The 24042-nt window shown below is 70.1% G+C and carries 21 protein-coding genes and 1 riboswitch; of the genes, 13 read left to right on the top strand and 8 right to left on the bottom strand.

Annotation, left to right across the window (positions count from 1 at the left end):
* Nucleotides 1–65 precede the first annotated feature (65 nt).
* The 3 genes from AC2IPW_RS19010 to fgd all read left to right on the top strand — a co-directional run bounded on the left by AC2IPW_RS19010 (nucleotide 66) and on the right by fgd (nucleotide 2352).
* Complete coding sequence (locus tag AC2IPW_RS19010; protein WP_308071985.1) at nucleotides 66–806, top strand: hypothetical protein; 741 nt, start codon at nucleotides 66–68, stop codon at nucleotides 804–806.
* Nucleotides 803–1267 carry an RDD family protein gene (locus tag AC2IPW_RS19005; protein ID WP_268965943.1) on the top strand — a complete coding sequence of 155 codons (465 nt, stop codon included), beginning with the start codon at nucleotides 803–805 and terminating at the stop codon, nucleotides 1265–1267. The genes AC2IPW_RS19010 and AC2IPW_RS19005 overlap by 4 nt, the downstream gene beginning before the upstream one ends.
* Before the next feature lie 71 nt (nucleotides 1268–1338).
* A complete protein-coding gene (fgd, locus tag AC2IPW_RS19000) occupies nucleotides 1339–2352 on the top strand; it encodes a glucose-6-phosphate dehydrogenase (coenzyme-F420) (protein WP_486375380.1) in 1014 nt (337 codons plus the stop codon).
* Between the two features lie 72 nt (nucleotides 2353–2424).
* On the opposite strand, the gene AC2IPW_RS18995 is transcribed toward fgd, so the two are convergent.
* Both AC2IPW_RS18995 and AC2IPW_RS18990 read right to left on the bottom strand, forming a co-directional pair.
* The gene (locus AC2IPW_RS18995) at nucleotides 2425–3477 is read right to left on the bottom strand and encodes an MBL fold metallo-hydrolase (RefSeq protein ID WP_486375379.1); all 1053 of its coding nucleotides are present in this window, start codon (nucleotides 3475–3477) and stop codon (nucleotides 2425–2427) included.
* 187 nt (nucleotides 3478–3664) lie between these two features.
* A complete protein-coding gene (locus AC2IPW_RS18990) occupies nucleotides 3665–4609 on the bottom strand; it encodes an AraC family transcriptional regulator (protein WP_416061613.1) in 945 nt (314 codons plus the stop codon).
* A 227-nt stretch (nucleotides 4610–4836) separates the two neighbouring features.
* Here AC2IPW_RS18990 and AC2IPW_RS18985 point away from each other — a divergent pair, with 227 nt between their 5' ends.
* The 5 genes from AC2IPW_RS18985 (at nucleotide 4837) to AC2IPW_RS18965 (ending at nucleotide 11295) form a co-directional block, all read left to right on the top strand.
* Complete coding sequence (locus AC2IPW_RS18985) at nucleotides 4837–5409, top strand: flavin reductase family protein (RefSeq protein WP_040783036.1); 573 nt, start codon at nucleotides 4837–4839, stop codon at nucleotides 5407–5409.
* 31 nt (nucleotides 5410–5440) lie between these two features.
* A complete protein-coding gene (locus tag AC2IPW_RS18980; RefSeq protein WP_416061611.1) occupies nucleotides 5441–7060 on the top strand; it encodes a 4-hydroxyphenylacetate 3-hydroxylase family protein in 1620 nt (539 codons plus the stop codon).
* A 19-nt stretch (nucleotides 7061–7079) separates the two neighbouring features.
* Entirely contained in the window at nucleotides 7080–7928 is an 849-nt protein-coding gene (gene catA / locus AC2IPW_RS18975) for a catechol 1,2-dioxygenase (RefSeq protein ID WP_486375378.1), read from the top strand.
* An 86-nt stretch (nucleotides 7929–8014) separates the two neighbouring features.
* Nucleotides 8015–10099 (top strand): phosphate acetyltransferase, encoded by a 2085-nt coding sequence (pta, locus tag AC2IPW_RS18970; protein ID WP_003937381.1) that lies wholly within the window; start codon nucleotides 8015–8017, stop codon nucleotides 10097–10099.
* Entirely contained in the window at nucleotides 10096–11295 is a 1200-nt protein-coding gene (locus AC2IPW_RS18965; protein ID WP_003937382.1) for an acetate kinase, read from the top strand. Before pta ends, AC2IPW_RS18965 begins: the two co-directional genes overlap by 4 nt.
* Nucleotides 11296–11378: 83 nt before the next feature.
* Here AC2IPW_RS18965 and AC2IPW_RS18960 read toward each other — a convergent pair whose 3' ends face one another.
* The 4 genes from AC2IPW_RS18960 to AC2IPW_RS18945 all read right to left on the bottom strand — a co-directional run bounded on the left by AC2IPW_RS18960 (nucleotide 11379) and on the right by AC2IPW_RS18945 (nucleotide 17067).
* Nucleotides 11379–12248: an endonuclease domain-containing protein gene (locus tag AC2IPW_RS18960; RefSeq protein ID WP_486375377.1), complete on the bottom strand. Its 870-nt coding sequence runs from the start codon at nucleotides 12246–12248 to the stop codon at nucleotides 11379–11381.
* A 165-nt stretch (nucleotides 12249–12413) separates the two neighbouring features.
* Entirely contained in the window at nucleotides 12414–14738 is a 2325-nt protein-coding gene (locus AC2IPW_RS18955) for a serine/threonine-protein kinase (RefSeq protein ID WP_486375376.1), read from the bottom strand.
* Nucleotides 14739–14746: 8 nt separating this feature from the next.
* Nucleotides 14747–15712, bottom strand: coding sequence for a glutamate ABC transporter substrate-binding protein (locus AC2IPW_RS18950; RefSeq protein ID WP_486375375.1), 966 nt, complete (start codon nucleotides 15710–15712; stop codon nucleotides 14747–14749).
* The gene (locus AC2IPW_RS18945; protein WP_486375374.1) at nucleotides 15709–17067 is read right to left on the bottom strand and encodes a hypothetical protein; all 1359 of its coding nucleotides are present in this window, start codon (nucleotides 17065–17067) and stop codon (nucleotides 15709–15711) included. Before AC2IPW_RS18945 ends, AC2IPW_RS18950 begins: the two co-directional genes overlap by 4 nt.
* Nucleotides 17068–17195: 128 nt before the next feature.
* On the opposite strand from AC2IPW_RS18945, the gene AC2IPW_RS18940 reads away from it, so the two are divergent.
* Nucleotides 17196–18047, top strand: coding sequence for an NUDIX hydrolase (locus AC2IPW_RS18940; RefSeq protein ID WP_486375373.1), 852 nt, complete (start codon nucleotides 17196–17198; stop codon nucleotides 18045–18047).
* Nucleotides 18048–18054: 7 nt separating this feature from the next.
* On the opposite strand, the gene thiE is transcribed toward AC2IPW_RS18940, so the two are convergent.
* The gene (gene thiE, locus AC2IPW_RS18935) at nucleotides 18055–18744 is read right to left on the bottom strand and encodes a thiamine phosphate synthase (RefSeq protein ID WP_003937388.1); all 690 of its coding nucleotides are present in this window, start codon (nucleotides 18742–18744) and stop codon (nucleotides 18055–18057) included.
* Between the two features lie 26 nt (nucleotides 18745–18770).
* Nucleotides 18771–18883: riboswitch (TPP riboswitch) on the top strand.
* Between thiE and thiO the strand changes: the two genes are divergently transcribed.
* The 4 genes from thiO to AC2IPW_RS18915 all read left to right on the top strand — a co-directional run bounded on the left by thiO (nucleotide 18872) and on the right by AC2IPW_RS18915 (nucleotide 21854).
* The gene (gene thiO, locus AC2IPW_RS18930; protein ID WP_416061603.1) at nucleotides 18872–19939 is read left to right on the top strand and encodes a glycine oxidase ThiO; all 1068 of its coding nucleotides are present in this window, start codon (nucleotides 18872–18874) and stop codon (nucleotides 19937–19939) included. It overlaps the preceding riboswitch by 12 nt.
* A 5-nt stretch (nucleotides 19940–19944) precedes the next feature.
* Nucleotides 19945–20160: a sulfur carrier protein ThiS gene (thiS, locus tag AC2IPW_RS18925; RefSeq protein ID WP_040783040.1), complete on the top strand. Its 216-nt coding sequence runs from the start codon at nucleotides 19945–19947 to the stop codon at nucleotides 20158–20160.
* Entirely contained in the window at nucleotides 20153–20947 is a 795-nt protein-coding gene (gene thiG / locus AC2IPW_RS18920) for a thiazole synthase (protein ID WP_486375372.1), read from the top strand. Before thiS ends, thiG begins: the two co-directional genes overlap by 8 nt.
* A 277-nt stretch (nucleotides 20948–21224) precedes the next feature.
* Nucleotides 21225–21854 (top strand): antibiotic biosynthesis monooxygenase, encoded by a 630-nt coding sequence (locus tag AC2IPW_RS18915; RefSeq protein ID WP_486375371.1) that lies wholly within the window; start codon nucleotides 21225–21227, stop codon nucleotides 21852–21854.
* Nucleotides 21855–21920: 66 nt separating this feature from the next.
* Here the strand turns inward: AC2IPW_RS18915 and AC2IPW_RS18910 are convergent, their stop codons facing one another.
* Nucleotides 21921–23663, bottom strand: a complete 1743-nt coding sequence (locus AC2IPW_RS18910) for a PHA/PHB synthase family protein (protein WP_486375370.1) — start codon at nucleotides 23661–23663, stop codon at nucleotides 21921–21923.
* Nucleotides 23664–24042: the final 379 nt, after the last annotated feature.

Below are 24042 nucleotides of genomic sequence, written 5' to 3'. Positions count from 1 at the left end.
GCCGGCGGCCCTCAGCCGATCGTGAACTACGTGCATTTCGGGCGCCGGAGGGCTTTGATATCGGTATGAACGGCAGGTCCACCCTCGACCCGGTGCGCGTGGCGGTGGGTGCCGCGGCAACCGTGGGCGACGGGATTCGTCGCATGCTCCTGTTCGGCGTCGACGCGGCACGCCGGCTACCGGGTGTGGACCCGGCGCTCGTCGCCCTCGAGTCGCGCGGCGCCGAGACCCTGCGCGCCGGGGACGAGATCGCGGACCGGGTGCTGCACACCGTGGTGCGCAGGGTCGTGGACGCGGCCCTGGACGTCGTGGATATCACCGCCGTCGTGCGGGACCACGTGGACCTCGACACGCTCGCCGAGGGGATCGACATCGAACGGATCCTCGATCGGGTCGACATCGACGCCGTCGCGGCACGAGTCGCGATCGCACCGATCCTGGCCCGCGTCGACATCGACGCGGTCGCCGAACGAGTGGACGTGGCGGCGATCGTCGACCGGGTGGATCTCGACGCGCTCGCGGCGAAGATCGACGTGGACGCGATCATCGACCGCGTGGACCTGGACGCACTTGCGGCGAAGATCGACGTGGACGCGATCATCGGGCGGGTCGACCTCGTCGGCCTGGCGAACTCGGTGATCGAGGGGGTCGACCTGCCGAGCATCATCCGGGAGTCGACCGGGTCCATGTCCACCGAGGCGGTCCGCGGCGTCCGGAACCAAGGGATGCACGCCGACGACGCGGTGTCCGGGTTCGTCGGGCGGTTGTTCGGACGCGTGCCGGAATCCCCGGAAGCACCCGCGTGACCGGCGGGGAGCAGCACCGGCCGGCCGGGATCGTCACGCGGGGTATCGCAGCCGCCGTCGACCTCGGAGTGGTGCTCACCATGATGGGAGGGGTCTACCTGGCCGTGGTGTTCGCGCGGCTGCTGTTCTCTCCGCAGGAATTCACCCTCCCGGACGCACAGATCCTGCTGTCCGTCGCCGTGTTCGTCGGTCTCGCGGTGGTGTACCTGACGGCGTGCTGGGCGACGACGGGACGAACGCTCGGCGCGGTGGTGATGGGGCTACGGGTGGTCAGTCGCAACGGCGACCTCGTCGGGTGGATTCGTTGCGCGGTGCGAGCCTGGCTGTGCGTGATGTTCGGCTTCGGGTTGTTGTGGGTGGCGGTGGACCGGCGCCGTCGGTCTCTGCAGGACATCCTCCTGCGCACCAGCGTCGTCTACGACTGGCAGCCGCATCTGCATCCGGCCGAACTCGAGACGTGACGTCGCGCCTGTCACAGTCGGCTGGGCCATACTCGAACCGGCTGAGAAACGTAGACGGGTAGGAGTTCGTGGTGTCGCAGGGTCTGAAGTTGGGGTACAAGGCGTCGGCGGAGCAGTTCGGGCCGCGGGAGCTGGTGGAGCTGGCGGTGCTCGCCGAGGAGCGGGGGATGGATTCGGCGACGGTGTCGGATCATTTCCAGCCGTGGCGGCACAACGGGGGGCATGCGCCGTTCTCGTTGGCGTGGATGACCGCGGTGGGCGAGCGCACGTCGCGGTTGCAGCTGGGCACGAGTGTGCTCACCCCGACGTTCCGGTACAACCCGGCGGTGATCGCGCAGGCGTTCGCGACGATGGGGTGTCTGTATCCGGGGCGGATCATGCTCGGGGTCGGCACGGGGGAGGCGCTCAACGAGATCGCCACCGGCTACGAGGGGGCGTGGCCGGAGTTCAAGGAGCGGTTCGCGCGGCTGCGGGAGTCGGTGCGGTTGATGCGGGCGTTGTGGACGGGGGAGCGGGTCGACTTCGAGGGGGAGTTCTACACCACGAAGGGGGCGTCGATCTACGACGTGCCCGCCGGCGGGATCCCGGTGTACATCGCGGCGGGCGGTCCGGTGGTGGCGCGGTACGCGGGCCGGGCGGGGGACGGGTTCATCTGCACCTCGGGCAAGGGCATGGAGCTGTACACCGAGAAGTTGTTGCCGGCGGTGGCGGAGGGCGCGGGCAAGGCCGAGCGGGACGCCGGCGGGATCGACAAGATGATCGAGATCAAGATCTCCTACGACACCGATCCGGAGAAGGCGTTGGAGAACTGCCGGTTCTGGGCGCCGTTGTCGCTGTCGGCGGAGCAGAAGCACTCGATCGACGATCCGGTGGAGATGGAGGCGGCGGCGGATGCGTTGCCGATCGAGCAGGTCGCCAGGCGGTGGATCGTGGCGTCGGATCCGGACGAGGCGGTCGAGCAGGTCGCCGCGTATGTGAAGGCCGGGCTGAATCATCTGGTGTTCCATGCGCCGGGGCACGATCAGCGGCGGTTTCTGGAGTTGTTCGAGCGTGATCTGGCGCCGCGCCTGCGTGCGCTGGCCTGACTCGGCTGACGCCGCCGGTGTGTCCTTTGGGCGGTCAGGGCAGCCCGAAAGGCACACCGGCGGCGGAGCCGCCTAGTCGACGCGGACGTCGTCGGCGGTGATCGTGAAACTCATCAGGTCCGCGCCGACGGTCAGGGGGCCGTCGTAGGTCTCGCGGGTACGCTCGACCAGGACCTCGTCGGTGACGCCGGGTACGCGGCCGGGGATGCCGTTGACGATGTGGCTGTAGACGGCCATCTTCGGTGCGGTTTCGGTGAAGATCTCTCCGGCCTGCCTCGGATTGGTGTGGTGGGCGTAGACGCTCGGCAGGGCCGCGGGATCCTCGAATTCGGCCACCTCGTGGATCAGGACGTCCACGCCCGTGCCGTAGCGGACGACGTTGTCCACCGGCACGGTGTCGCCGCTGATCAGGACCGACCTCCCGGCGTAGTCGACGCGGTACCCCACCGCCGGACGGATGGCATCGGCGGGATCGTGCCGCACCTCGAACATGGTGACCTGCACCCCGTCCCGATCGAAAACTATTCCGTCGCGGTCGAACTCGTGCGGGACGATCGTGGTGGTGGCGCGATCGACCTCGCCGTCCGCGACGCGGACGTCGATGTCGTTGCGGAACGTCTGGGCCAGCCCGTCGGTGATGTTCTTCACGCCCGTCGGTCCGTACACGTCGAACGTGCCCTCGCGACCGCCGAAGGCGGGAATGAACCCGGTCAGCCACAGGTCGTCCAGGCCGTTGACGTGATCGGAATGGAAGTGGGTGAGGAACACGCCGTCGATCTGCCCGAGTGGAACGCCCGCCTGGTTCAGGCGTACCGTCGCGCCGCGACCGGCGTCGAACACCAGGTTCAGACCGTTCGCCTGAACCAGGGTCGACATGCCGTAGCGGGTGGTGCTCGGGACAGGACTACCCGTGCCCAGCAACGTCACTCGCATCTCGCCCTCGGCGACCGGCGTGGCCGCGGGGTGCGGGGCGTCGTCGGCGGAGACGCCACCGGTCGCCGCGACGGACGCGGAGCCGGCGGGCTCGGACGACGAACAGGCCGCGACCGCGAAGCAGAGCGCGCCCGCCGCGAGGGCCGCCGCTGCTCGCCTGCCGAGACGTGAGTGCGGAACAGTCTTCGTCATCGTTCACCTTTCGTCTTCGGCACGAGCCGTCCGGATCGCCGACGGCACCACCCACAAGATGTACGCAATGCGTACGTACGATTCACTATGCGTACATCATGATGTGGTATGGGTCACACGAAAGTCAAACGCCCTGCGGGGCCGCAGTGGATGCCGAGCGAAATCGGGTGCGCAGTCGCGCTGCAGATCAGGCGGTCCTGCCGCGCAGCGTCTCGGACGGGCTCACCCCGTACTTGCGCCGGTACGCGGCCGCGAACCGACCGGTGTGCATGATTCCCCAGCGATACGCGACATCCGAAACAGTTGCGGTGCACTCGCTCACGGACAGATCTGCATGGACACGCTCGAGCCGGACGTCGGCGAGGTACTCCATCGGTGTCATGCCGACGCACTCGCGGAACCCCTGCTGGATGCGACGGACACTGACGCCGACGAGTTCGGCCATGTCTACGGCGGTCCATTGACGCGCCGGATCCTGCTGGATCGCGTCCATCACCCGCTTGACGGTCCGCGGTCGTGCTCCGACCGGGCAGTCGCCGTCGTCCGGTGCGGCGGCGAGCACGAGTGCTGTCGTGACGGCGCGGCACAGCTGCTCGGCCACCTGGTCGCTGCGCAGCAGGGCGTTGTCCCGCAGCGACTCGTCGGCGATCGCACGCACCAGGCGCAACCAGTCGGCCCCCGCGCCGGACCGCAGATCCAGCTGCGCGGGCAGCCGCCTGCCGGGGCGGGGGAGCAGGCGGTCCATCTCGCGCTGCACGTAGTCGCGGTCGATCTTGAACCCGATGATCTCGCACGAACTGCTCCACCGGGTGATGACGGTCGGAGTGTCGGGCGGGCAGACCGTCGCCAGCCCGGGAGCCGACACGACCTCGTCGCGGCCGACCGCGGTGACGAGGTGGCCGGTCAGGGGAATGTTGATGCCGTACGCGCCGGGGTGCTCGGAGCGGATCGACACGTCCACGCCGAAGCCGATTCTCGCCAGCCGCGAGGCGCCGAGCTGGGTGGATTCCAGTGACGTGCGGGCTGCGGACCCACGGCCGAGAAGCGTCAGCTGGTGCGGGAAGTACGCCTGGGACACCACATCGTGCACTTCGTCCCAGTCCGTGAAGCTGCGGCTCTCCGGTGCTCGCATTCGCCCCTCCAACCCTCCCAACTGGTGCTGTGCCGGTGTGTGGGCAACTCCCCACGCTAGCACCGTACTGTGACGACGGTCACGTGCCGTCCGGTCGATTCGAGCCCGCTTCGCAATGCGGATCGGCCCTTCGCAACGCGGATCGACGGGGTGTGATCCGGGTCATACGTTGGTCCTCGTTCCGGATCGACCCGCAACCGCACAGCGTGCAGAAAGGCGGTCTCCCCATGGACCAGCGAGCACTTCGCAACATCTTCGGCCAGTTCGCCAGCGGGGTCACGGTGGTCACGTGCGCCAACGCCGAGGGCACCCCGCACGGGGCCACGGTCACCGCCTTCACCGCCGTCTCGCTGGAGCCGAGGTTGTGCCAGGTGACGCTGACGCGGACGTCGAAGGCGTGCGGCTACCTCAGCGACGCGCCGTTCGCCGTGAACATCCTGGCGGCCGACCAGCTCTCCACCGCACTGCATTTCGCCGGTAGGCCGCAGGCCGTCGCGCCGGCATGGGACGACACCGGGATCGCACCCGCCCTCCCCGGCAACGCGGCCACCCTGCTCTGCCGACCGTGGGCCGAGTACGACGGCGGCGACCACGTCATCTTCGTCGGCGAGATCGTCGACGCCTCCGTCGACGCCGAGAAGGACCCGCTCCTGTTCTTCCGCAGCACCTTCCACGACCTCGGGGACCGATCCGGCTCGACCGCGTGGAACGGGTGCCTCGACGATCCGCACAGCGGATGGTTCGACGCCACAGCCACATTCACCCCACTGCCCGCGCAACTCGCCCGCGCTGCCTCCTGATCCCACTCCCGCCTCTCTCGAAGGGAAGAACATGACCATCACCGAAGCAGCCCCCGCTACCGGCACCGTCGACCGGTCGAAGGTGAACGTCGCCGCAGACCACCCGGCCAATCAGCAGAAGAACTTCGCCACGCGGCCCATGACCGGCGACGAGTACATCGCGTCGATCGACGACGGCCGCGAGATCTACCTGCACGGTGAGCGTGTCAAGGACTTCACCAACCACCCGGCGTTCCGCAACTCCATCCGCATGACCGCACGCTTGTACGACGCGCTGCACACCGGCGAGCATGTCGGCACCCTCACCGCCCCCACCGACACCGGCAACGGCGGGGTGACCATGCCGTTCTTCCGCACCCCGAAGTCCGCGGACGACCTGCGAGCCGACCGCGACGCCATCGCCACCTGGGCGCGACTGACGTACGGCTGGATGGGCCGGTCCCCCGACTACAAGGCCTCCTTCCTCGGCACGCTCGGTGCCAACGACGAGTTCTACTCGCCGTTCCAGGACAACGCGAAGCGCTGGTACCGCGAGTCGCAGGAGAAGGTCCTGTACTGGAACCACGCCATCATCAACCCGCCGGTGGACCGGTCGCTGCCGCCCGACGAGGTCGGCGACGTGTTCATGAAGGTGGAGAAGGAGACCGACGCCGGCCTGATCGTCTCCGGCGCCAAGGTCGTCGCCACCGGCTCGGCGATCACCAACTACAACTTCATCGCCCACTACGGCCTGCCGATCAAGAAGAAGGAATTCGCCCTGATCTGCACGGTGCCGATGGACGCCCCGGGCATCAAGCTGATCTCGCGGGCCTCCTACTCGCAGAACGCCAATGTCGTCGGTTCGCCGTTCGACTACCCGCTGTCCTCGCGCATGGACGAGAACGACGCCATCTTCATCTTCGACAAGGTGCTGGTGCCGTGGGAGAACGTCTTCATGTACGGCGACGTGGAGAAGATCAACAATTTCCTCGGCGGCTCCGGATTCCTCCAGCGCTTCACTCTGCAGGGCTGCACCCGTCTGGCGGTCAAGCTCGACTTCATCGCCGGCCTGCTGATGAAGGCGCTCGACGCGACCGGCGCCGGCGGGTTCCGCGGCGTGCAGACCCGCGTGGGCGAGGTCATCGGCTGGCGCAACCTGTTCTGGTCGCTGACCGACGCGATGGTCAACAACCCGGAACCGTGGATCGGGGACACCGTCATCCCCAAGCTCGAGTACGGCCTGACCTACCGGATGTTCGCGATGCAGGGCTACCCGCGCATCAAGGAGATCATCGAGCAGGACGTCGCCTCGGGCCTGATCTACCTGCCGTCCTCGGCCGCGGACTTCAAGAATCCGGACGTGCGTCCGTATCTGGACAAGTACGTCCGCGGCTCGGACGGCATCACCGCGGTGGACCGGGTCAAGGTGATGAAGGCGCTGTGGGATTCGATCGGCTCCGAGTTCGGTGGCCGCCACGAACTCTACGAGCGCAACTACGCCGGCAACCACGAGAACGTCAAGGCCGAGCTCCTCTTCGCGGCGGAGGGCCGTGGAGACGTGTCCTCCATGAAGGGCCTGGCCGAGCAGTTCATGAGCGAGTACGACCTCGACGGCTGGACCGTGCCCGACCTCGTCGGCAACGACGACGTGTCCCATTTCCGCCGCGCCTGAACACTTCCCGGGAGACATCATGACCACCATCGAAAGTCCCACCGCGGTCACCTCCGGCAACGCCGCCACCGACAAGTTCAAGGGTGAACGCTTCACCGCCGACACCTCGCCGGAACGGTTGTCCGCCATCGCGACCGAAGCACTCGCGGGATTCGGTGCGCTGATCCGGAAGCACGCCGTCACCTACGACGAGTACCGCGTGCTCAAGCAGTGGCTCATCGACGTCGGCGAGGGCGGCGAGTGGCCCCTCCTGCTGGACGTGTTCGTCGAGCACGAGATCGAGGACGTCAACTCCCGGCGGTTCCGCGGCACCAAGGGCAGCATCGAGGGGCCGTACTACGTTCCGGGCGCCCCCGAACTACCCGCACTGTGCACCCTCCCGATGCGCGACGAGGACCGCGTCCACCCCCCGCTGGTCCTGCGCGGGCAGGTCACCGACCTCGACGGTCGGGGCCTCGACGGCGCACGCATCGAGATCTGGCACGCCGACGACGAGGGCTACTATTCGCAGTTCGCCCCGCACCTGCCGCAGTGGAATCTGCGCGGCACCGTCGTCGCCGACGCCGAGGGCCGGTACGCGATCACCACCATCGAACCGGCTCCGTACCAGATCCCGACGGACGGGCCCACCGGCCAGTTCATCGAGGCGGCCGGCTGGCACCCGTGGCGCCCGGCGCACCTGCACCTGCGGGTGACCGCACCCGACCGGCAGCCGATCGTCACCCAGCTGTACTTCGCCGGCGGTGACTGGCTCGACGACGACGTCGCGACGGCGACGAAGCCGGAACTCGTCCTCGATCCGCAGGTCGACGACGCCGGAAGCAAGGTCGCCACGTACGACTTCGCGCTCGATCCACTCGCGGACTGACACGCCCCGCGCCGCCGGTGTGTCCTTCGGGTTGCTCCCACAGCCCGAAGGACACACCGGCGGCGAAGCCGCATATCGTGTGACCCATGAGCGCCGCCGCCGAGTCCGTGTCGAGCATCTACATCGCCGCGCCGGAAGGCGACACCGGCAAGTCCACCGTCGCGCTCGGCCTGCTCCAGGCGCTGTGCGCCTCCGCCGCGCGCGTCGGTGTCTTCCGTCCCATCGCCCGCTCCGACAACGACCGCGACTACATCCTCGAACTGCTCCTCGAACGCATCACCGTCGACCTCGACTACGACGAGTGCGTCGGCGCCACCTACGACGACGTCCACGCCGACCCCGAGGCCGCCCTCAGCGAGATCGTCGTCAAGTACCACGCCGTCGCGGACCGCTGCGACGCCGTCGTCATCGTCGGCAGCGACTACACGGAGATCGCCAACCCCAGCGAACTCGGCTACAACGCCCGCATCGCTGCCAATCTCGACGCGCCCGTCCTGCTCGTCCTGCGTGGCTCTCGGCGCACCCCCGACGAGGTGGCGCAACTGACCAGCGTGTGCACCGCCGAACTCGCCGCCCAGCATGCCCACCTGACCGGAATCGTCGTCAACCGCTGCCCCGCCGACCGCCTCGACGAGATCGCCGCGGCTGTCGGCGACCGGGGTGTGCCGCTGTGGACCCTGCCGGAGGTGCCGATTCTCGTCGCGCCGACCATGGGGGAACTGCTCACCGCGATCGACGGCGAACTCTACAGCGGCGACCCGGAACTGCTGCACCGCGAAGCGCTGCGCGTCATGGTCGGCGGCATGACCGCCGAACACATCCTCGAACGCCTCACCGAGAGCGTCGTGGTCATCGCCCCCGCCGACCGCTCCGACGTGCTCCTCGCCCTCGTCAATGCCAATGCGGCCCAGGGTTTTCCGTCGCTGGCCGGGATCATCATGAACGGCGGCCTCCTGCCGCACCCGGCGGTGGCGCAGCTCGTCGCCGGACTCAAGCCCAGCCTGCCGATCCTGACGACGAGCCTCGGAACCTTCGACACCGCGTCGGCCGCCGACCGGACACGTGGGCGCATGGCCCTCGGCGCGCACCGCAAGATCGACACCGCCGTCGCGCTGATGGAACAGCACGTGGACACCGATCAGCTGTTGAGCCGCCTCGACGTACCGCGGCCGTCCGTCACGACCCCGCAGATGTTCGAGTACCAGCTCATCGACTGGGCGCGCCGTCAGCGCCGGCACATCGTGCTGCCCGAGGGCGAGGACGATCGGATCCTGCGCGCGGCCGGGCGTGTCCTGCAACGCCGGATCGCCGACCTGACGATCCTCGGCGACGAGACGCAGGTCCGGCGCCGGGCCACCGAACTCGGCGTGGACCTGAGCGCCGCGAAGGTGCTCGATCCCAGATCGTCCGAACTCGCCGAGCAGTTCGCCGAGGAATACGCCCGGCTGCGTGCCCACAAGGGAATGACGATCGAACGCGCTCGCGAGATCATGAGCGACATCTCGTATTTCGGCACGATGATGGTGCATCTCGGCATCGCCGACGGCATGGTCTCCGGTGCCGCGCACACCACCGCGCACACGATCCGCCCGTCCTTCGAGATCGTCAAGACCGAACCCGGCGTGTCCACGGTGTCGAGCATCTTCCTCATGTGCCTGTCGGACCGGGTGCTCGCCTACGGCGACTGCGCGGTGGTACCCGACCCCACCACCGAACAGCTCGCCGACATCGCGATCTCCTCGGCCGCCACCGCCGCACGCTTCGGCATCGAACCGCGCATCGCGATGCTGTCCTACTCGACCGGCGAATCCGGGTCGGGCGCCGACGTCGACAAGGTCCGCGCCGCCACCGCCCTGGTGCGCGAACGCAGGCCCGATCTGCCGGTGGAAGGGCCGATCCAGTACGACGCCGCGATCGAACCGTCCGTCGCCAGCGCCAAGCTGCCCGGCTCGGAGGTCGCCGGCCGGGCGACCGTGTTCATCTTCCCGGACCTCAACACCGGCAACAACACCTACAAGGCCGTGCAGCGCAGCGCCGGAGCCGTTGCCGTCGGTCCGGTCCTGCAGGGGCTGCGCAAACCCGTCAACGACCTGTCGCGGGGAGCGCTGATCCAGGACATCGTGAACACGGTGGCGATCACCGCGATCCAGGCGCAGGAGACCGGCGAATGAGCGCCCGGACGGAAGGCACCGTACTGGTGCTCAACTCGGGCTCGTCGTCGATCAAGTTCCAGCTCGTCCACCCCGAGACCGGAGAGTCGGTGGCGCACGGTCTCGTCGAACGGATCGGCGAGCCGGAAGGCCGGGTCGTGTTCCACCACACCACCGGCACAGAGGAACACGTCGGTCCCATCGAGAACCACCGGGCCGGACTGCGGATCGTCCTCGACTGGGTGGAGGGACTGGGCCGGCCACTGCGCGAGGCCGGCATCATCGCCGTCGGCCACCGGCTCGTCCACGGCGGCGAGGTGTTCCACGAACCCACTCTCGTCGACGACGACGTGGTGCGCACCGTTGAGGAACTGTCCGTTCTTGCGCCGCTGCACAATCCCGCGAACGTCATCGGCATGGAGGTCGCGCGCGAGGAACTGCCCGACATTCCGCACGTCGGGGTGTTCGACACGGCGTTCTTCCACGCCCTGCCCGCCGAAGCCGCGACCTACGCGATCGACCGGGACGTCGCGCGGGCACACGGCATCCGGCGGTACGGGTTCCACGGCACGTCGCACCAGTACGTGTCCGAACGTGCGGCCCGGTTCCTCGGACGAGAACTGTCCGAGCTGAACCAGATCGTGCTGCATCTCGGCAACGGTGCGTCGGCCTCCGCGATCGCCGGCGGCCGGCCCGTCGACACATCAATGGGATTGACCCCTCTCGAGGGCCTGGTCATGGGAACCCGTTGCGGCGACATCGATCCCGGCGTGCTGCTGCATCTGAATCGCAGCGCGGGCATGGACGTCGACACCATAGACGGCCTGCTCAACCGGCGCTCCGGGCTCAAGGGTCTGTCCGGTGTCAACGACTTCCGGGCGCTGCTGCGGCTCGTCGCCGAGGGTTCCGAGGACGCGAAGCTGGCCTACGACGTCTACGTGCACCGTCTGCGCAAGTACCTCGGCGCATATCTCGTCGAGCTCGGCGGCGTCGACGTCGTCGTCTTCACCGGCGGGGTGGGCGAGAACAACGTCGACGTCCGTCGCGACGCCCTCGCCGGCCTCGAACGCCTCGGCATCGTCGTCGACGACGCCCGCAACGTCGCGCCCGAGCGCGGCGAGCGGCGCATCTCGGCGGACACGTCGCAGGTGGAGGTCCTCGTGATCCCGACCAACGAGGAGCTCGCGATCGCGCGGGCGGCCGCGGCGCTGGTGTAGGCGAGCGGGACGTTTCTGCGCCGAGCGGGAGGTTGTCGTCGAGCCCACCCGGCCGATGCCGCGAGATCCTCCCGCTCGCTTCCTCACCACCGGGCGCCGGCCGCCCACAACGCCGCCCGCACGCGCTCGAGCACGACGTCCGGGCGTTGGGCGAGCAGTCGGGCGTCGACCCGGACGACGCGCCAGCCCGCGGACTCGAGCAGTGCGTACCGGTCGATGTCCCGGGTGCGCTGGGCGGGGTCCGTCCAGTGGTGTTCGCCGTCGTACTCGACGAGGACCCGCCAGTATCGCCACCCCAGGTCAGCGCGGGCGAGTAGTCGTCCGTCCGCGGCACGGACGTGGATCTGGGTCTCGGGAGCGGGAAGTCCGGCGCGCACGAGCAGCAGGCGCGTCCGTGTCTCGGGTGGGGACTCGGCGCCGCCGTCGACGTGCCCGAGCACCTGCCGCAGTGCGGACACCCCACGCGCTCCCGCGTGCCGACCGGCGAGCTCGCGGATCTCCGCAGGCATCACGCCGGTGGCGTGACACAAGGCGTCGAGGAGTTCGACAGCGCGGTCTCCCTTCACCGTACGGCCGAGGTCGAACCCCGTCCGCGCGGGACCGGTCACCGTCATTCCGTCCACGCGGCACAGTTCGTCGTCGTCGGGGATGCCCTGCCGGACGACGATGCCGGAGGGCGCACGCACGTGACCGGCCCGAAGCAGCTCCGCCGGGGCGGAGCCGTCGATCCACTTCGTCCCGTGCAGCGCCGCGGCCGACAGGCCGGCAAGCGTTCCCCTGCCCGCCGACCACAACCAGGCGGCCCGGGCTCTGGTGCGTGCCGTGGGCGCGACACCGCGCCGCACGTAGACATCACGGTGCAGGCGGACGAATCCGTGCCGCAACTCGTAGGCGGTCAGCGCACCGGACGCGATCGCCTCGGTGCCCCGGAAGGGAGCGTCGAAGGAATGCACGGACGCACACGATGCAGGGCGTCCGGCCGCTGCGGAACCCCCGGTCACCGGACTGTGGACAACTTCGGGGTTGTCCACAGCGGTGGTGAGCGGGCGGATTCCGCGCCGAGCGGGAGGTTGTCGTCGAGCCCACTCGGCCGATGCCGCGAGATCCTCCCGCTCGGCTCACAGCAGGCTGCGGGGGCGGATGGCGTTGGCCAGGTCGACGAGGGTGAATCGGTGGGCGCGGGTCGGCGCATTGCGGGCCAGGTCTCGCAGACCGGACTCGGTGCCGCTGCGAAGGCCCCTCTCGTCGAACGGGACGTCGAGAATCGGGTCCGATCGGCGGCGTGCCGAGTGCCCCGCGCGGACCCAGTCGAGAGCGATCGACAGCACCAGGGTGCGCATCTGCAGGAGCCGTCCCTCCTCCGGCGACAACGTCTCCACCCGCCGCGCGGCCTCGCGCAGGTCGGCCTCCTCGATCTCGTCGACGGGGCGGTCGTGCAGCAGGATCAGCACGGTCGTCATCCGGGCGACAGCGTGATGCCGGGAACTGGGCGGCACCTGGTCGAGGGCGGCGATCGCGGCTGTCCGCTCGCCGCGGAGGGTGAGTTGCCGCGCCAGGCCGAACGCGGCACTCACCACGTTGTGATCGGTGCGCCACACGGTGCGGTAGTAGTTCTCGCAGAACGCGCGCCAGGCGTCGGGATCCTCGCTCTCCCAATGCTGCAGGATGAGTTCGGCGGTGGCCGCCAGAGCGAGCTTGGGTGCGGTCTCGCCGGGCATCGCGGCGAGCACCTTCTCGAATCTGCCGAAGGCGGACTCGTATTCGCCGTTGATGAGCTCGGCGAGACCGGCATACCAGTCGATGCGCCAGTCCGCTCCCAGATCACGTTCCAGCTTGCCCAGGATCTCGGTGGCGCGCGCGCCGTGCCCGAGGTCGAGATGGGCACGGACCTCGGCGAGCGTGATCTCCCGGGAGAACGAGACATCGGCCGTGCCCACGACGCGCTCGATGCCGTTGTCGCGCGCGTGGCGCAGCGCGTCGAGTGTCTGCTGAGGTTCGCTGTGCACCGCCGCCGCCAGCAGTGCCGCACTCGGATCGAGCGGATCGAGCAGCGGAACGGGCAGCGCTGCCGCCACATCACGCGCCGCGAGCTTCTCGTCCCGTTCGACACCGTCGACGATCGAATCCGTGCGCCCGACAGCCTCGTCCGTGCCGAACGTCGTCCGCTGCCGGCTGAACACCGACGACAGACCCGGATGCTCCTCGCCGGTCTGCTGCGACAGGATCTCGCGCAGGACACCCGTCAGCTGGCTCGCCATCTCGTCGGCCGACTCGAACCGTCGCTGCGGATCGGGATCGATGGCCCGCAGCAGCAACCGGTGGTAGGACTCGTACTCCGCCAGCAGCGGCGCCTCGGCCGGCGTCGGGAGGCCGTCGGCCGGACGCCCCTGCGTCCACGGCATGTCGAGGGTCAGCACGGCGAGGGTCCGGCCGACGGTGTAGATGTCGGATGCCACGGTCGGGCCGGTACGCACGATCTCCGGCGCCTGGAAGCCCGGCGTGCCGTACAGGTAGCCGTAGTCCTCGATGCCGGTGACGGCACCGAGATCGATGAGTTTGAGCTGTTCCTCGGTGACCATGATGTTCTCGGGCTTGAGGTCGTTGTAGACGAGCCCGATCGAATGCAGATAGCTCAGCGCCGGCATGATCTCGAGGACGTACGCGACGGCCTGTTCGACGGGCATCCGCGAGGGCTTGGGACAGGTGTCGAGCACCTCGCGCAGCGAGTGCCCACCCACGTATTCCATGACGATGTAGCCCATCGGGCTGCCGTCGGGGCGAGGGTGCTCGACGAAGTTGAAGATCTTCACGATGCTCGGATGAGTCACCTCGGCGAGGAACTGCTTCTCGGCCAGCGCGACGGCCTGCGCCTCGGCGTCTCCGGAGTGCAGCAGACCCTTCAAGACCACCCAGCGATCACTGACGTTCCGGTCGATCGCCAAGTAGATCCAGCCGAGACCACCGTGGGCGAGACAGCCCTGCACCACATACTGCCCGCCGACGACGTCGCCGACCGCGAGCAGCGGAGTGAACTCGAACGGGGTTCCGCACGAAGGACATCGGCCCGACGTCGCGCCGGGGCCGTTGGGTGTGCTGCGGCCGACCGGCTTGCCGCACTTCCAGCAGAACCGCTTGCCCTCGGCGACGTGCGGGTCGCGCAGGACGACGGACTCGGGGTCGACGGGTGTGGGGACGGGGATGTCGACGAGACCCGCGAGACGCCGCCGCGACGGCAACCGCGACCGGGAGCGGCGTGAGGACGACCGCTGCGACGGCACGCTTCCCCGGCGACTGCGCTGAGTACCGGGACCGAAACTCGGTGCTGTACCCGGACCGATGTCCGGTGCTGTTCCCGGCCGGGCGCTCGGTGCGGTCGCCGGACCGGAATCCGGGGGTGCCGCCGGTGCTGTCGCCGGTCCGGTGTCGTCGTCGGTGTCGGACATGCGTTCTCTCAGTCCACGTACGTCGGGGTCGGCGGCGCCGGGGCGGGACCGAGGACGGTGAGCCAACGGTTGTAGATCTGTGTCCACGTGCCGTCCCGACGGATCCGTTCGAGGGTGCCGTTGACGAACCGCACCAGGTCCTCACGGCCCTGCGCGATCCCGATGCCGTAGGGCTCGGTTCCGAGCGGCGCCCCCACCAGTTCCAGGTAGGGGTCCTGGGAGGCGAGCCCGGCGAGGATCGTGTCGTCGGTGCTGACGGCGTCGACCTGGCGCTGCTGCAGCACGACGAGACAGTCCGCCCACGACGGGACGGTCAGGATCGCCGCGGACGGTTGCAGTTGCCGCAGACGCATGAGCGACGTCGTGCCGCGCACCGCACACACCCGCCGGCCGGCGAGATCGGCGACTTCCCGGACGTCGGAGCCCTTGACCACCAGGACACGCTGCTGGGCGACGAAGTACACCGTGGAGAAGTCGACGCGTTCACGTCGGGCACACGTGATCGTCATCGTCTTCGCGACGATGTCGACGGTGGAATCCTGCAGGGCCTGCTCCCGGTCCGCGGAGTTCAGGATCCGGAAGTCGAGCAGGTCCGGACTGCCGAGCAGATCCCGGGCGATCTCGCGGGCGATGTCCACGTCGAACCCGGCGATCCGGCCGGTCGAGGGGTCGCGGAAACTCATCAGGTTGCTGCCGGTGTCGAGCCCGACGACGAGGCGTCCGCGCGCCCGGATCGCATCGAGGGCCGGTCCGGTCGTCGCCCCGTCGGGACGCAGCCCGGCGGTCGGGTCGCCGCAGTCCGGCTCCGGGGGGATCGGCACGTCGGTGGGCGCGAGTGCGGCGCGCTCCGGCAACGGCGGTTCGGTGTAGGACACGTCGGGACCGGCGACGATCTCCGGTTGCGACGTCGCGCACCCACCGGTGAGGACGGCCGCGGCGACGGCGACGGCGAGCAGGGTGTTGCGGATGTTCACAGGTACTCCCGGATTCGTGGCGCCAGTCCTCCCACGACGCCGAGCCACGCAAGCACGGTGAGCACCCACGCGGCCGGTGCGAGCGCGGACAGCGTGTCCGCGGCGCGGACCTCGTTGCCACGCAGTTCGGCGCGCGCGAGGTCGATGCCCTGTTCGAGGGCGCGGTCGACGGCGTGGAACTGGGCCGCCGCCTCGTCGGGCCCGGGACCGGTGGCGAGGATCGCGGCAGCCGGGTAGTCGCCCCGGTCGAGTGCCGCCTGCACGCGGTCGTGCGATGCCAGCCACGCCGTGCGCGCTTCGGCGGCGCGGCCGGCCGGTTCGGCCTGGGACTCCACGTCGGTGGCCGCGGAGCCGGTGAGCAACTCCTCGAGACGGTCCATGCTGCCGTCGAACATCGCGTCGTATTCGCCGGTGACGTCCCGCCGGACCAGCTGCAGCGTCTCGGCGGTCCGGGCCTGCTGGGCGAGGATCCGACTGTCGGTGAAGACCCCGAGCGGTTCGCCGCCGCGCTCGACGGCGTTCCGGGTGGCGCTCGACGAGATCAGTCCCGCGACGAGGAGCCAGCACAGCAGGATCCCCGTCGAGGCGATGGCCGTGAGCAGTCCGAGGTTGAGGGTGCGGCGGCTGATCCGCGAGACGATCACGTGCACGCCGGTCAGCGCGACGACCGTCATCAGCAGCATCCCGATCGACGTCCACGGCGGTTGCACCGCCGCCCGCTGGGTGGACGTGACGGCGGACGAGCTGCGTTCGTACAGTTCCTGCGCCATCGGCAGCAGTTCGGACTGCATCAGGTACGAGGCCTCGCCGAGGTAGGCGGCGCCTACGGGGTTTCCGACGCGATTGTTCGCACGGGCCGTCTCCACCAGGCCGGTGTAGACGGTGAGCCGGCCGGCGATGTCCGCCAGCAACCGGGCACTCACCCTGTCGTCGGCGGCGATTCCGCCGGCCGCGGCGACGAGCTGGGTGGACGCCTCGCCGACGGCCTGGGTGTAGCGTTCCCGCACCTCCTCGGGCTCGATACCGCCCGCGATGAAACCCGTGGCGGCGGCCGCGTCCGCGACGGACAGCGCGCTGTAGAGACTCTGGGCTGCGTCGGCGAGGGGTTCGACGGACGTGAGCAGCCGACTGTGCGTGGCCTGCCGGCTCGTCACGGTCTGACCTGCGACGATGCCGGAGACGATGAGGAGGATCGACAGCAGCGCGCCGAGGGTGAGGAATGCGGCGGGGGTGGATCGGAGCAGGGTGCGCCAGTCGTCGGCGCGGCGGTCGTGGTCGACGACGGGACCGGACACGTCGCCGCGCTCGAGGCGACCCCCGACCGCGCCGAGCGTGGGGGTCACGCGCACGTCCACGAGAGCACCCCTTCCGATGTGGCACTGTGTGTGGCGAGCATATAAGCAGTAATGGGATGTTGTTGCCGTCCGAGGACGGTGGACGCCCGGCTCGCGGTCGGCGGCCGGGCGGCAGGGAGGCGGACGCGATGCGAGGTGACGGGGACGGCTGGGCCGTCGGACCCGACGGTGGTCGCCGGTGGGGCAGGTTCGGCGCGGCCGGGCTGCTGCTGCGTGCACCGCTGCCCGACGGCACGCCGGCCGTATTGCTCCAGCACCGCGCGGCGTGGAGCCACCAGGGCGGCACGTGGGCCCTGCCCGGCGGCGCCCGCGACAGCGACGAGAGTCCCGTCGCCGCGGCTGTACGGGAAGCAGAGGAGGAGACCGGGATCGACGCGGCTGCCGTGAACGTGCGCACCGAGCGGGTCACCTCCGGCGTGACCGGAGGATGGACGTACACCACGGTCGTCGCGGACACCCCGAGCCCGATGGCGACGACCCTCAACGGGGAGAGCACCGAACTGCGCTGGGTGCCGGAGGCGGATGTCGAGACCATGCCCCTGCACTCCGGGTTCGCGGCGGCCTGGCCGGACCTGCGAACCCGGGCGGTGCGGATGCTGCTCGACACGGCCAACGTCCTCGGCTCGCGGCCGAACGGCTGGTGGCGCGATCGGCCGGGTGCCACCGCACGACTGCTCGCGGAGCTGGCGGAGTCGGTGCCCCGCACCGTCGAGCTGCCCGGCGGGTCCTTCGGCTGGGTGAGCCGCATCGAGGCGGTCCTCGAGGGGCAGGCCCGCGCAGCGGTGATCGACGACGACCGCACCCCGGTGCACTCCGCGGCCGGCAGCGGAGACGACGAGCTGGCCGTCCTGGCGAAGGGCACGTCGGCGGTCCTGGACCAGGTGCTCACCGTAGTGGTGACGGCCGACCGGGGACTGCGTGCCCGGCTGCCCGGGGACGTGCCGACCCTGGCGCCGTCGACGGTGCTCGACTGGCTGTGACGGCCTCTCAGCCGGGCAGCGCGGCCTTCAGGGCCGCCGCCGCGGCCCGCGGATTCGGTGCCGCGGTGATGGCGCGGACCACCGCGATGCGGGTGGCACCGGCGTCGAGCACCTCGGGCAACCGCTCGGCATCGATACCACCGATGGCGAACCACGGCCGCCGCGGCTGCGACCGGGCCACCTCCCGCAGCACCTCGAGTCCCGCTGCGGTGCGACCCGGCTTGGTGGGGGTCTCCCACACCGGTCCGTTGGCGAAATAGTCGACACCGTCCTCGATGTCGGCGAGGCTGGCCTGGGCCCGGCTGGCGGTCGAGCGGCCGATCACCACGTCGTCGCCGAGGACCTGCCGGGCGTACCGCACCGGCAGGTCGCCCTGCCCGAGGTGCAGGATGTCGGCGCCGGCGGCCAGGGCGATGTCGGCGCGGTCGTTGACGGCCAGCAGGGCGCCGTGCCGGTGGCAGGCGGCGGCGAGCACCTCGAGTGCTTCGAGTTCCTCGCGCGCCTCGAGCGGGCCGAACTTCTTCTCGCCTGCCGAGCCCTTGTCGCGGAGCTGGACGATGTCGACACCGCCCGCAAGGGCCTCCTCGACGAATCGAGCCAGGTCGCCGGTGTCGCGACGGGCGTCGGTGCACAGGTAGAGCCGGGCCTGCGCGAGGCGTTCCCGGGGGGCGGGATGGTTGCCGCGGTAGGTAGTCACGGCGGAGACGGTAGTCTCTGCTCTGAACGAATCGACACGGGAGTCCCGGGGATCGCGGGGCTGAGAGGGGGCCTGCCGGCCCCGACCGTCAGCACCTGAACCGGATCATGCCGGCGCAGGGAGTGAGGTGGACGAACTGTTGGGAACCGTATCCGTTGTCGGCGGAGGCGTGATCGGGCTGTCGATCGCCTGGCGCGCGGCCCGGGCCGGCTGGACCGCGACCGTGCACGACCCGTCCCCGGGAGCGGGGGCGTCCTGGGTGGCCGGGGGGATGCTGGCGCCCTTGTCGGAGGGTTGGCCGGGTGAGGAACACGTCCTCGAGCTGGGCGCCGCGTCGCTGGCCCGCTGGCCGGCGTTCGGCGCCGAGCTGCTGCGGGAGACCGGCCTCGACCTGTTCACCTCCACTGCGTCGCTGACCGTCGCGCTGGACGCGGCCGACGCCGCCGACCTGCGCACGATCGCCGAGTGGGTGTCGGCCCAGGGGCACGAGATGCGCGTGCTCGGCCGCGCCGAGGTGCGCGAACTCGAGCCGTCGCTCGGCCCGCGCATCCGTCTCGGGCTGCTGGCCCCGGACGAGCTGGCCGTGGACAACCGGGTTCTCGTCGACGCGCTGCGACGGGCGGCCGCCGCGGCCGGGGTCACCTTCGTCGACGAGCCGGTCCTTGACGTCACGGACCTGGACGCCGACCGGGTGGTGCTCGCGGCCGGCGCCGCCTCGGCGCGGCTGTGGCCGGGCTTGCCGGTGCGGCCGGTCAAGGGGGAGATCCTGCGGTTGCGGACCCGTCCGGGCGCGGCTCCCGCCCCGCACCGGACGGTCCGCGGCAGCGTGCACGGCCGGCCCGCGTACCTGGTGCCGCGCGCGGACGGGCTCGTCGTCGGCGCAACCCAGTACGAGGCCGACGACACGCAGGTCACCGTCGCGGGGGTGCGGGATCTCATCGCCGACGCCGAGACGCTGTTCCCGGCGATCGGCGAGTACGAGCTGTACGAGGCGAGTGCGGGACTGCGACCCGTGAGCCCGGACAACCTGCCGCTGATCGGCCGGCTGTCCGAGCGGGTGATCGCCGCGACCGGGCACGGTCGCAACGGCGTGCTGCTGACCCCGGTCACGGCGGACGCGGTGGTCGCGGAGCTCGCGGACGAACCGCTCGCTGTGGCGAAATATGCTGATCCGCAACGATTTACCGAGGAGTGAGTGTGATGAACGGTGCGCCGACGGTGGGAGTCACGGTCAATGGGGAGGAGCGCTGGTTCGCCGAGGCGCCGACGATGGCCGAGTTGCTGAGCGGGCTCGGGCTGCCCGACAGGGGGGTCGCCGTCGCCGTGGACGGTGCCGTCTTCCCCCGGGGACGCTGGTCCGAGCGCGTCGGGAAGGGCTGGCAGATCGAGGTGCTGACGGCGGTGCAGGGTGGCTGAGCGCGACTTCGGCCCCGACCCCGGCCACGACCTGCCGCCCCTGACGATCGCCGGACGCAGCTTCGCCTCGCGGCTGATCACCGGCACCGGTGGGGCCGCGAACCTCGCCGTGCTCGAGGAGGCCCTCGTCGCCTCCGGCACCGAGCTGACCACCGTGGCGATGCGCCGGGTGGACGCGGCGTCCGGGACCGGCGTGCTCGATCTGCTGCGCCGCCTCGACATCGTGCCGCTGCCCAACACCGCCGGCTGCCGCGGCGCCGCCGAGGCGGTGCTCACCGCACAACTCGGCCGCGAGGCGCTAGGAACGGACTGGGTCAAACTCGAGGTCGTCGCCGACGAACGCACGCTGCTGCCCGACGCGATCGAACTCGTCTCGGCCGCCGAGCAACTCGTCGACGACGGGTTCGTGGTGCTGCCCTACACCAACGACGACCCGGTGCTGGCGCGACGGCTCGAGGACGTCGGCTGCGCCGCCGTGATGCCGCTCGGCTCGCCGATCGGCACGGGCCTCGGGGTCGCCAACCCGCACCACATCGAGATGATCGTCGAGGCCGCCGGGGTGCCGGTGATCCTCGACGCGGGCATCGGCACGGCCTCGGACGCCGCGCTCGCGATGGAACTCGGGTGCGACGCGGTGCTGCTGGCGACCGCGGTGACCCGGGCGAAGGACCCGGCTCTCATGGCGTCCGCGATGCGCCACGCCGTCGAGGCCGGCTTCCGGGCCCGGCACGCGGGCCGCATCCCGAAGCGGTTCTGGGCGCAGGCGTCGTCCCCGCTCGAGCCCTGAGACGACCCGATGTGAGGCCGTGACGGTCGGTTTCTCACCGGACCCGGTGGTGCCGCACGCGTCGCGGCACCACCGCGTCGTCGTCGGCGAGCAGTCGTGCACGGGTGGTTCTCTTCCCACGATCGAGGGACGGCAGCGGTGGCCGGGTCGTGCAACTCGGGCGAAACCGGTCGAAGCGGAATGTGCCTATTGCCTCCAGTGGATCGGGGGAGCAAGGTGAAACCTGGGGAACGACAACGACCGGCGGCGCCGCGTCGGCACCGCCCTGAGGAGAAGGGTGCCGATCGTGTTCGCACGCTCGACCACAATTCACGCGCATCCGTCGTACATCGACGCCGGGATCAGGCACGTACGCGACACCGTGATGCCCACGCTGGCAGACATCGAGGGCTGCCTCGGCATGTCCCTGCTGATCGATCGCGGCTCGGGCCGGTGCATCGCGACCAGTTCGTGGCGCGACGAGGAATCGATGCGCGCCAGCGAAGGAGCGGTGCGCACACTACGTGACGAGGCCGCCAGGATCTTCCACGGCACCACGGAGGTGTCGCGGTGGGAGATCGCCGTCATGCATCGCGACCACCATTCGGATCGCGGGGCATGGTGCCGGGTCACGTGGATCAGGACCGAGCCGGCGCATATGGACCGTGGCGTCGACCTGTGGAAGATGGGCGCACTGCCCAAGGTGGAGGAACTCGACGGGTTCTGCAGCGCCAGCCTGATGATCGACCGCGCATCCGGCCGCGGGGTGTCGTCGATGACGTTCGACAGCGCCGAGGCGATCGAACGCCACAGGGAACGCCTCGACGGCATCCGGGCGGCAGTGGTTCGCGAAGCGGGCGCGGAGATACTCGACACCTGCGAATTCGAGCTCGCCATCGCCCACCTGCACGTCCCCGAGATGGCGTGAGCCGGAGGGCGCCGGCGCCGCGCGTCCTCCACCTTGCCGTCGACGACGGGTCGCCACCTGCTGACGTCAGCCGCCGACGGTCAGGGGTCTGCCTGTCGGTCCGGGTCGGATTCCGGATCCAGGGGGTCGGTCTGCGGGTAGGTCGCGCACGTACCGGCCGGGGGCCGCCTCGAGCGCGGGGTGCCGGGTACTGCCGGGTGCGCTCGGCGCAGTGGTCTCCTCCCCACCGTGGGCGAGCACCCAGTCGGCCCAGGCCTGCCACCAGCTGCCCTGCTGCCGCTCGGCGTGCTCGAGCCAGGCGTCCGGGTCCGGGCCCGGTGTGCCGCCGGTCCAGTAGTGCGCCTTCGAGTTGCCGGGCGGGTTGACCAGGCTGGCGATGTGCCCGGAGAAGCTGAGCACGAATTCGGTGTCTCCCCCGAGCAACTGGGTGGTGCGGTAGCAGTTGCGCCAGGCGGTCAGGTGATCGGCGATCGCGCCCGAGACGAAGGTGGGGACGGTGATCGACTTCAGGTCCACCGGTGTGCCCAGCACGGTGAACTTACCGCGCTCGACGAGCAGGTTGTCCCGGAACAGGTCGAGGAACTGACCGTGCAGGGTGCCGGGCAGATTGGTGCCGTCGGCGTTCCAGGCGAGGATGTCGAACGCCGGTGGGGTGCGTCCCATGAGGTAGTTGTTGACGACGTAGTTGAACACCAGGTCGTTCGGGCGCATCCAGGTGAACGCCGATCCCATGTCCCGGGCGCTGATCAGGCCCTTGCGGCGGGAGCGGCCCTTGGCGAACCGGATCAGGGCGGGCCGGGCGAACGCGCCGAGCAGTGCCGGATCGCCGAAGTCGAGCATCGTCACCGCGTACGCCATGCTGTGCACCCGGTCGTCGCCCCGGGCGGTGAGGTGGTTGAGCGCCGTGGTGGCGAGGATCCCGCCGGCACAGAACCCGATCAGGTTCACGTCGTCGCTGCCGGTGATCTCCCGCACCTCGTCGATCGCCCGCAGGACCCGGCCCGCGTAGGTGTCGAAGTCCCAGTCGCCCTGCTCGGCGGTGGGGTTGCGCCACGAGAGCATGAAGGTCTGCAGGCCCCGGCCGACGCTGTACTCGACGAAGCTGCGTCCCGGTCGCAGGTCCAGGAAGTAGTACCGGCCGATCGGCGGGGGCACCACCAGCACCGGCCGGCGGCGGACCGTGGTGGTGGTGGGGGTGTACTGCAGCACCTCGGCGACCTCGTCGCGGGAGATCACCGCGCCCGGGGTGACCGCCAGGTCGGTGCCGACGGTGAAGGCGCCGCGGTCGACCATCGACGGCATGCCCCGGTTCTCGAGCAGGTCGGAGACGAAGTGCCTGGTGCCCCGCACGAGACTGAGGCCGGCGGTGTCGAACGCCTCCTTCAGTGCCGCGGGGTTGGTCCACAGGTAGTTCGTCGGGGCCAGGGCCGCGGTGAGGATGTCGGCCGCGAATTTGGCCTCGGCCGCCCGGCGGGGGTCGATGCCGCGGCCGACGTCGTCGACGACGCCGTCGACGGCACCGCTGGCCGCCAGGTAGGTCTGCTCGAGCCGGCGGTAGGCCGGGTGCGTGCTCCAGGCCGGGTCGGCGAACCGCCGGTCGCCTTTCGCCGGGGCCACCGTGGAGCGGCCGACGGCGATCTTCGCCAGTTCCTTGCCGAACGACACGCCGTGCCGGGCCACCGTCCGGCCGTGACCGAACACGTCGGCCAGGGCGCCGACGGCCGCCCCGAGTCTCGGGGGCGCGACGTCCTCACCGCCGCCGATCGACTCCTCGACGCTCTCCCCGATCACGGCTCGTGTCTGGGTCATCACGTGCCTCCCTTCGACACTTGGATTGTCGCACCGATTCGCGCCTCTGGCGGCCGACAGTAGCGGATTTCGTTGAAGGACAATGCATTCATGCGGTATGTAGGGGTACCGGCGGTACCGGCACGCCGCCGGATGCGGCGGACGCCGCCGGCGACGACCGAACCCGGCGCGACATATCGCGACTCCGGTCGCCGCTGCAGGGCGGATCGGCTGCCGGACGGCAGGGGGAGGCCCGCGTTACGCTCCTGATCCGGGGGCGGAACGCGCAGGCTTCGATGCGGTACGGCAGTTGGGAGGAACGCGCCTTTCCCCAGGTCCATGTGGATATCGGTCGGCCCGGTCGGGGGTTCTGCGCCGAAGAGATCACAATGCCGTACGG

This window comes from Rhodococcus sp. NS-SX18 (genome assembly GCF_057367935.1).
Note: the sequence above shows the minus strand (reverse complement) of the source record. Positions and strands in the feature narration are given on the sequence as shown.

Excerpts from the sequence above, each read along its gene's own strand:
- AC2IPW_RS19010 (WP_308071985.1), top strand. The coding sequence starts at position 66 with ATGAACGGCAGGTCCACCCTCGACCCGGTGCGCGTGGCGGTGGGTGCC.
- AC2IPW_RS18995 (WP_486375379.1), bottom strand. The coding sequence starts at position 3,477 with ATGACGAAGACTGTTCCGCACTCACGTCTCGGCAGGCGAGCAGCGGCG.
- AC2IPW_RS18990 (WP_416061613.1), bottom strand. The coding sequence starts at position 4,609 with ATGCGAGCACCGGAGAGCCGCAGCTTCACGGACTGGGACGAAGTGCAC.
- AC2IPW_RS18985 (WP_040783036.1), top strand. The coding sequence starts at position 4,837 with ATGGACCAGCGAGCACTTCGCAACATCTTCGGCCAGTTCGCCAGCGGG.
- AC2IPW_RS18980 (WP_416061611.1), top strand. The coding sequence starts at position 5,441 with ATGACCATCACCGAAGCAGCCCCCGCTACCGGCACCGTCGACCGGTCG.
- catA (WP_486375378.1), top strand. The coding sequence starts at position 7,080 with ATGACCACCATCGAAAGTCCCACCGCGGTCACCTCCGGCAACGCCGCC.
- pta (WP_003937381.1), top strand. The coding sequence starts at position 8,015 with ATGAGCGCCGCCGCCGAGTCCGTGTCGAGCATCTACATCGCCGCGCCG.
- AC2IPW_RS18965 (WP_003937382.1), top strand. The coding sequence starts at position 10,096 with ATGAGCGCCCGGACGGAAGGCACCGTACTGGTGCTCAACTCGGGCTCG.
- AC2IPW_RS18955 (WP_486375376.1), bottom strand. The coding sequence starts at position 14,738 with ATGTCCGACACCGACGACGACACCGGACCGGCGACAGCACCGGCGGCA.
- AC2IPW_RS18940 (WP_486375373.1), top strand. The coding sequence starts at position 17,196 with ATGCGAGGTGACGGGGACGGCTGGGCCGTCGGACCCGACGGTGGTCGC.
- thiS (WP_040783040.1), top strand. The coding sequence starts at position 19,945 with ATGAACGGTGCGCCGACGGTGGGAGTCACGGTCAATGGGGAGGAGCGC.
- AC2IPW_RS18910 (WP_486375370.1), bottom strand. The coding sequence starts at position 23,663 with ATGACCCAGACACGAGCCGTGATCGGGGAGAGCGTCGAGGAGTCGATC.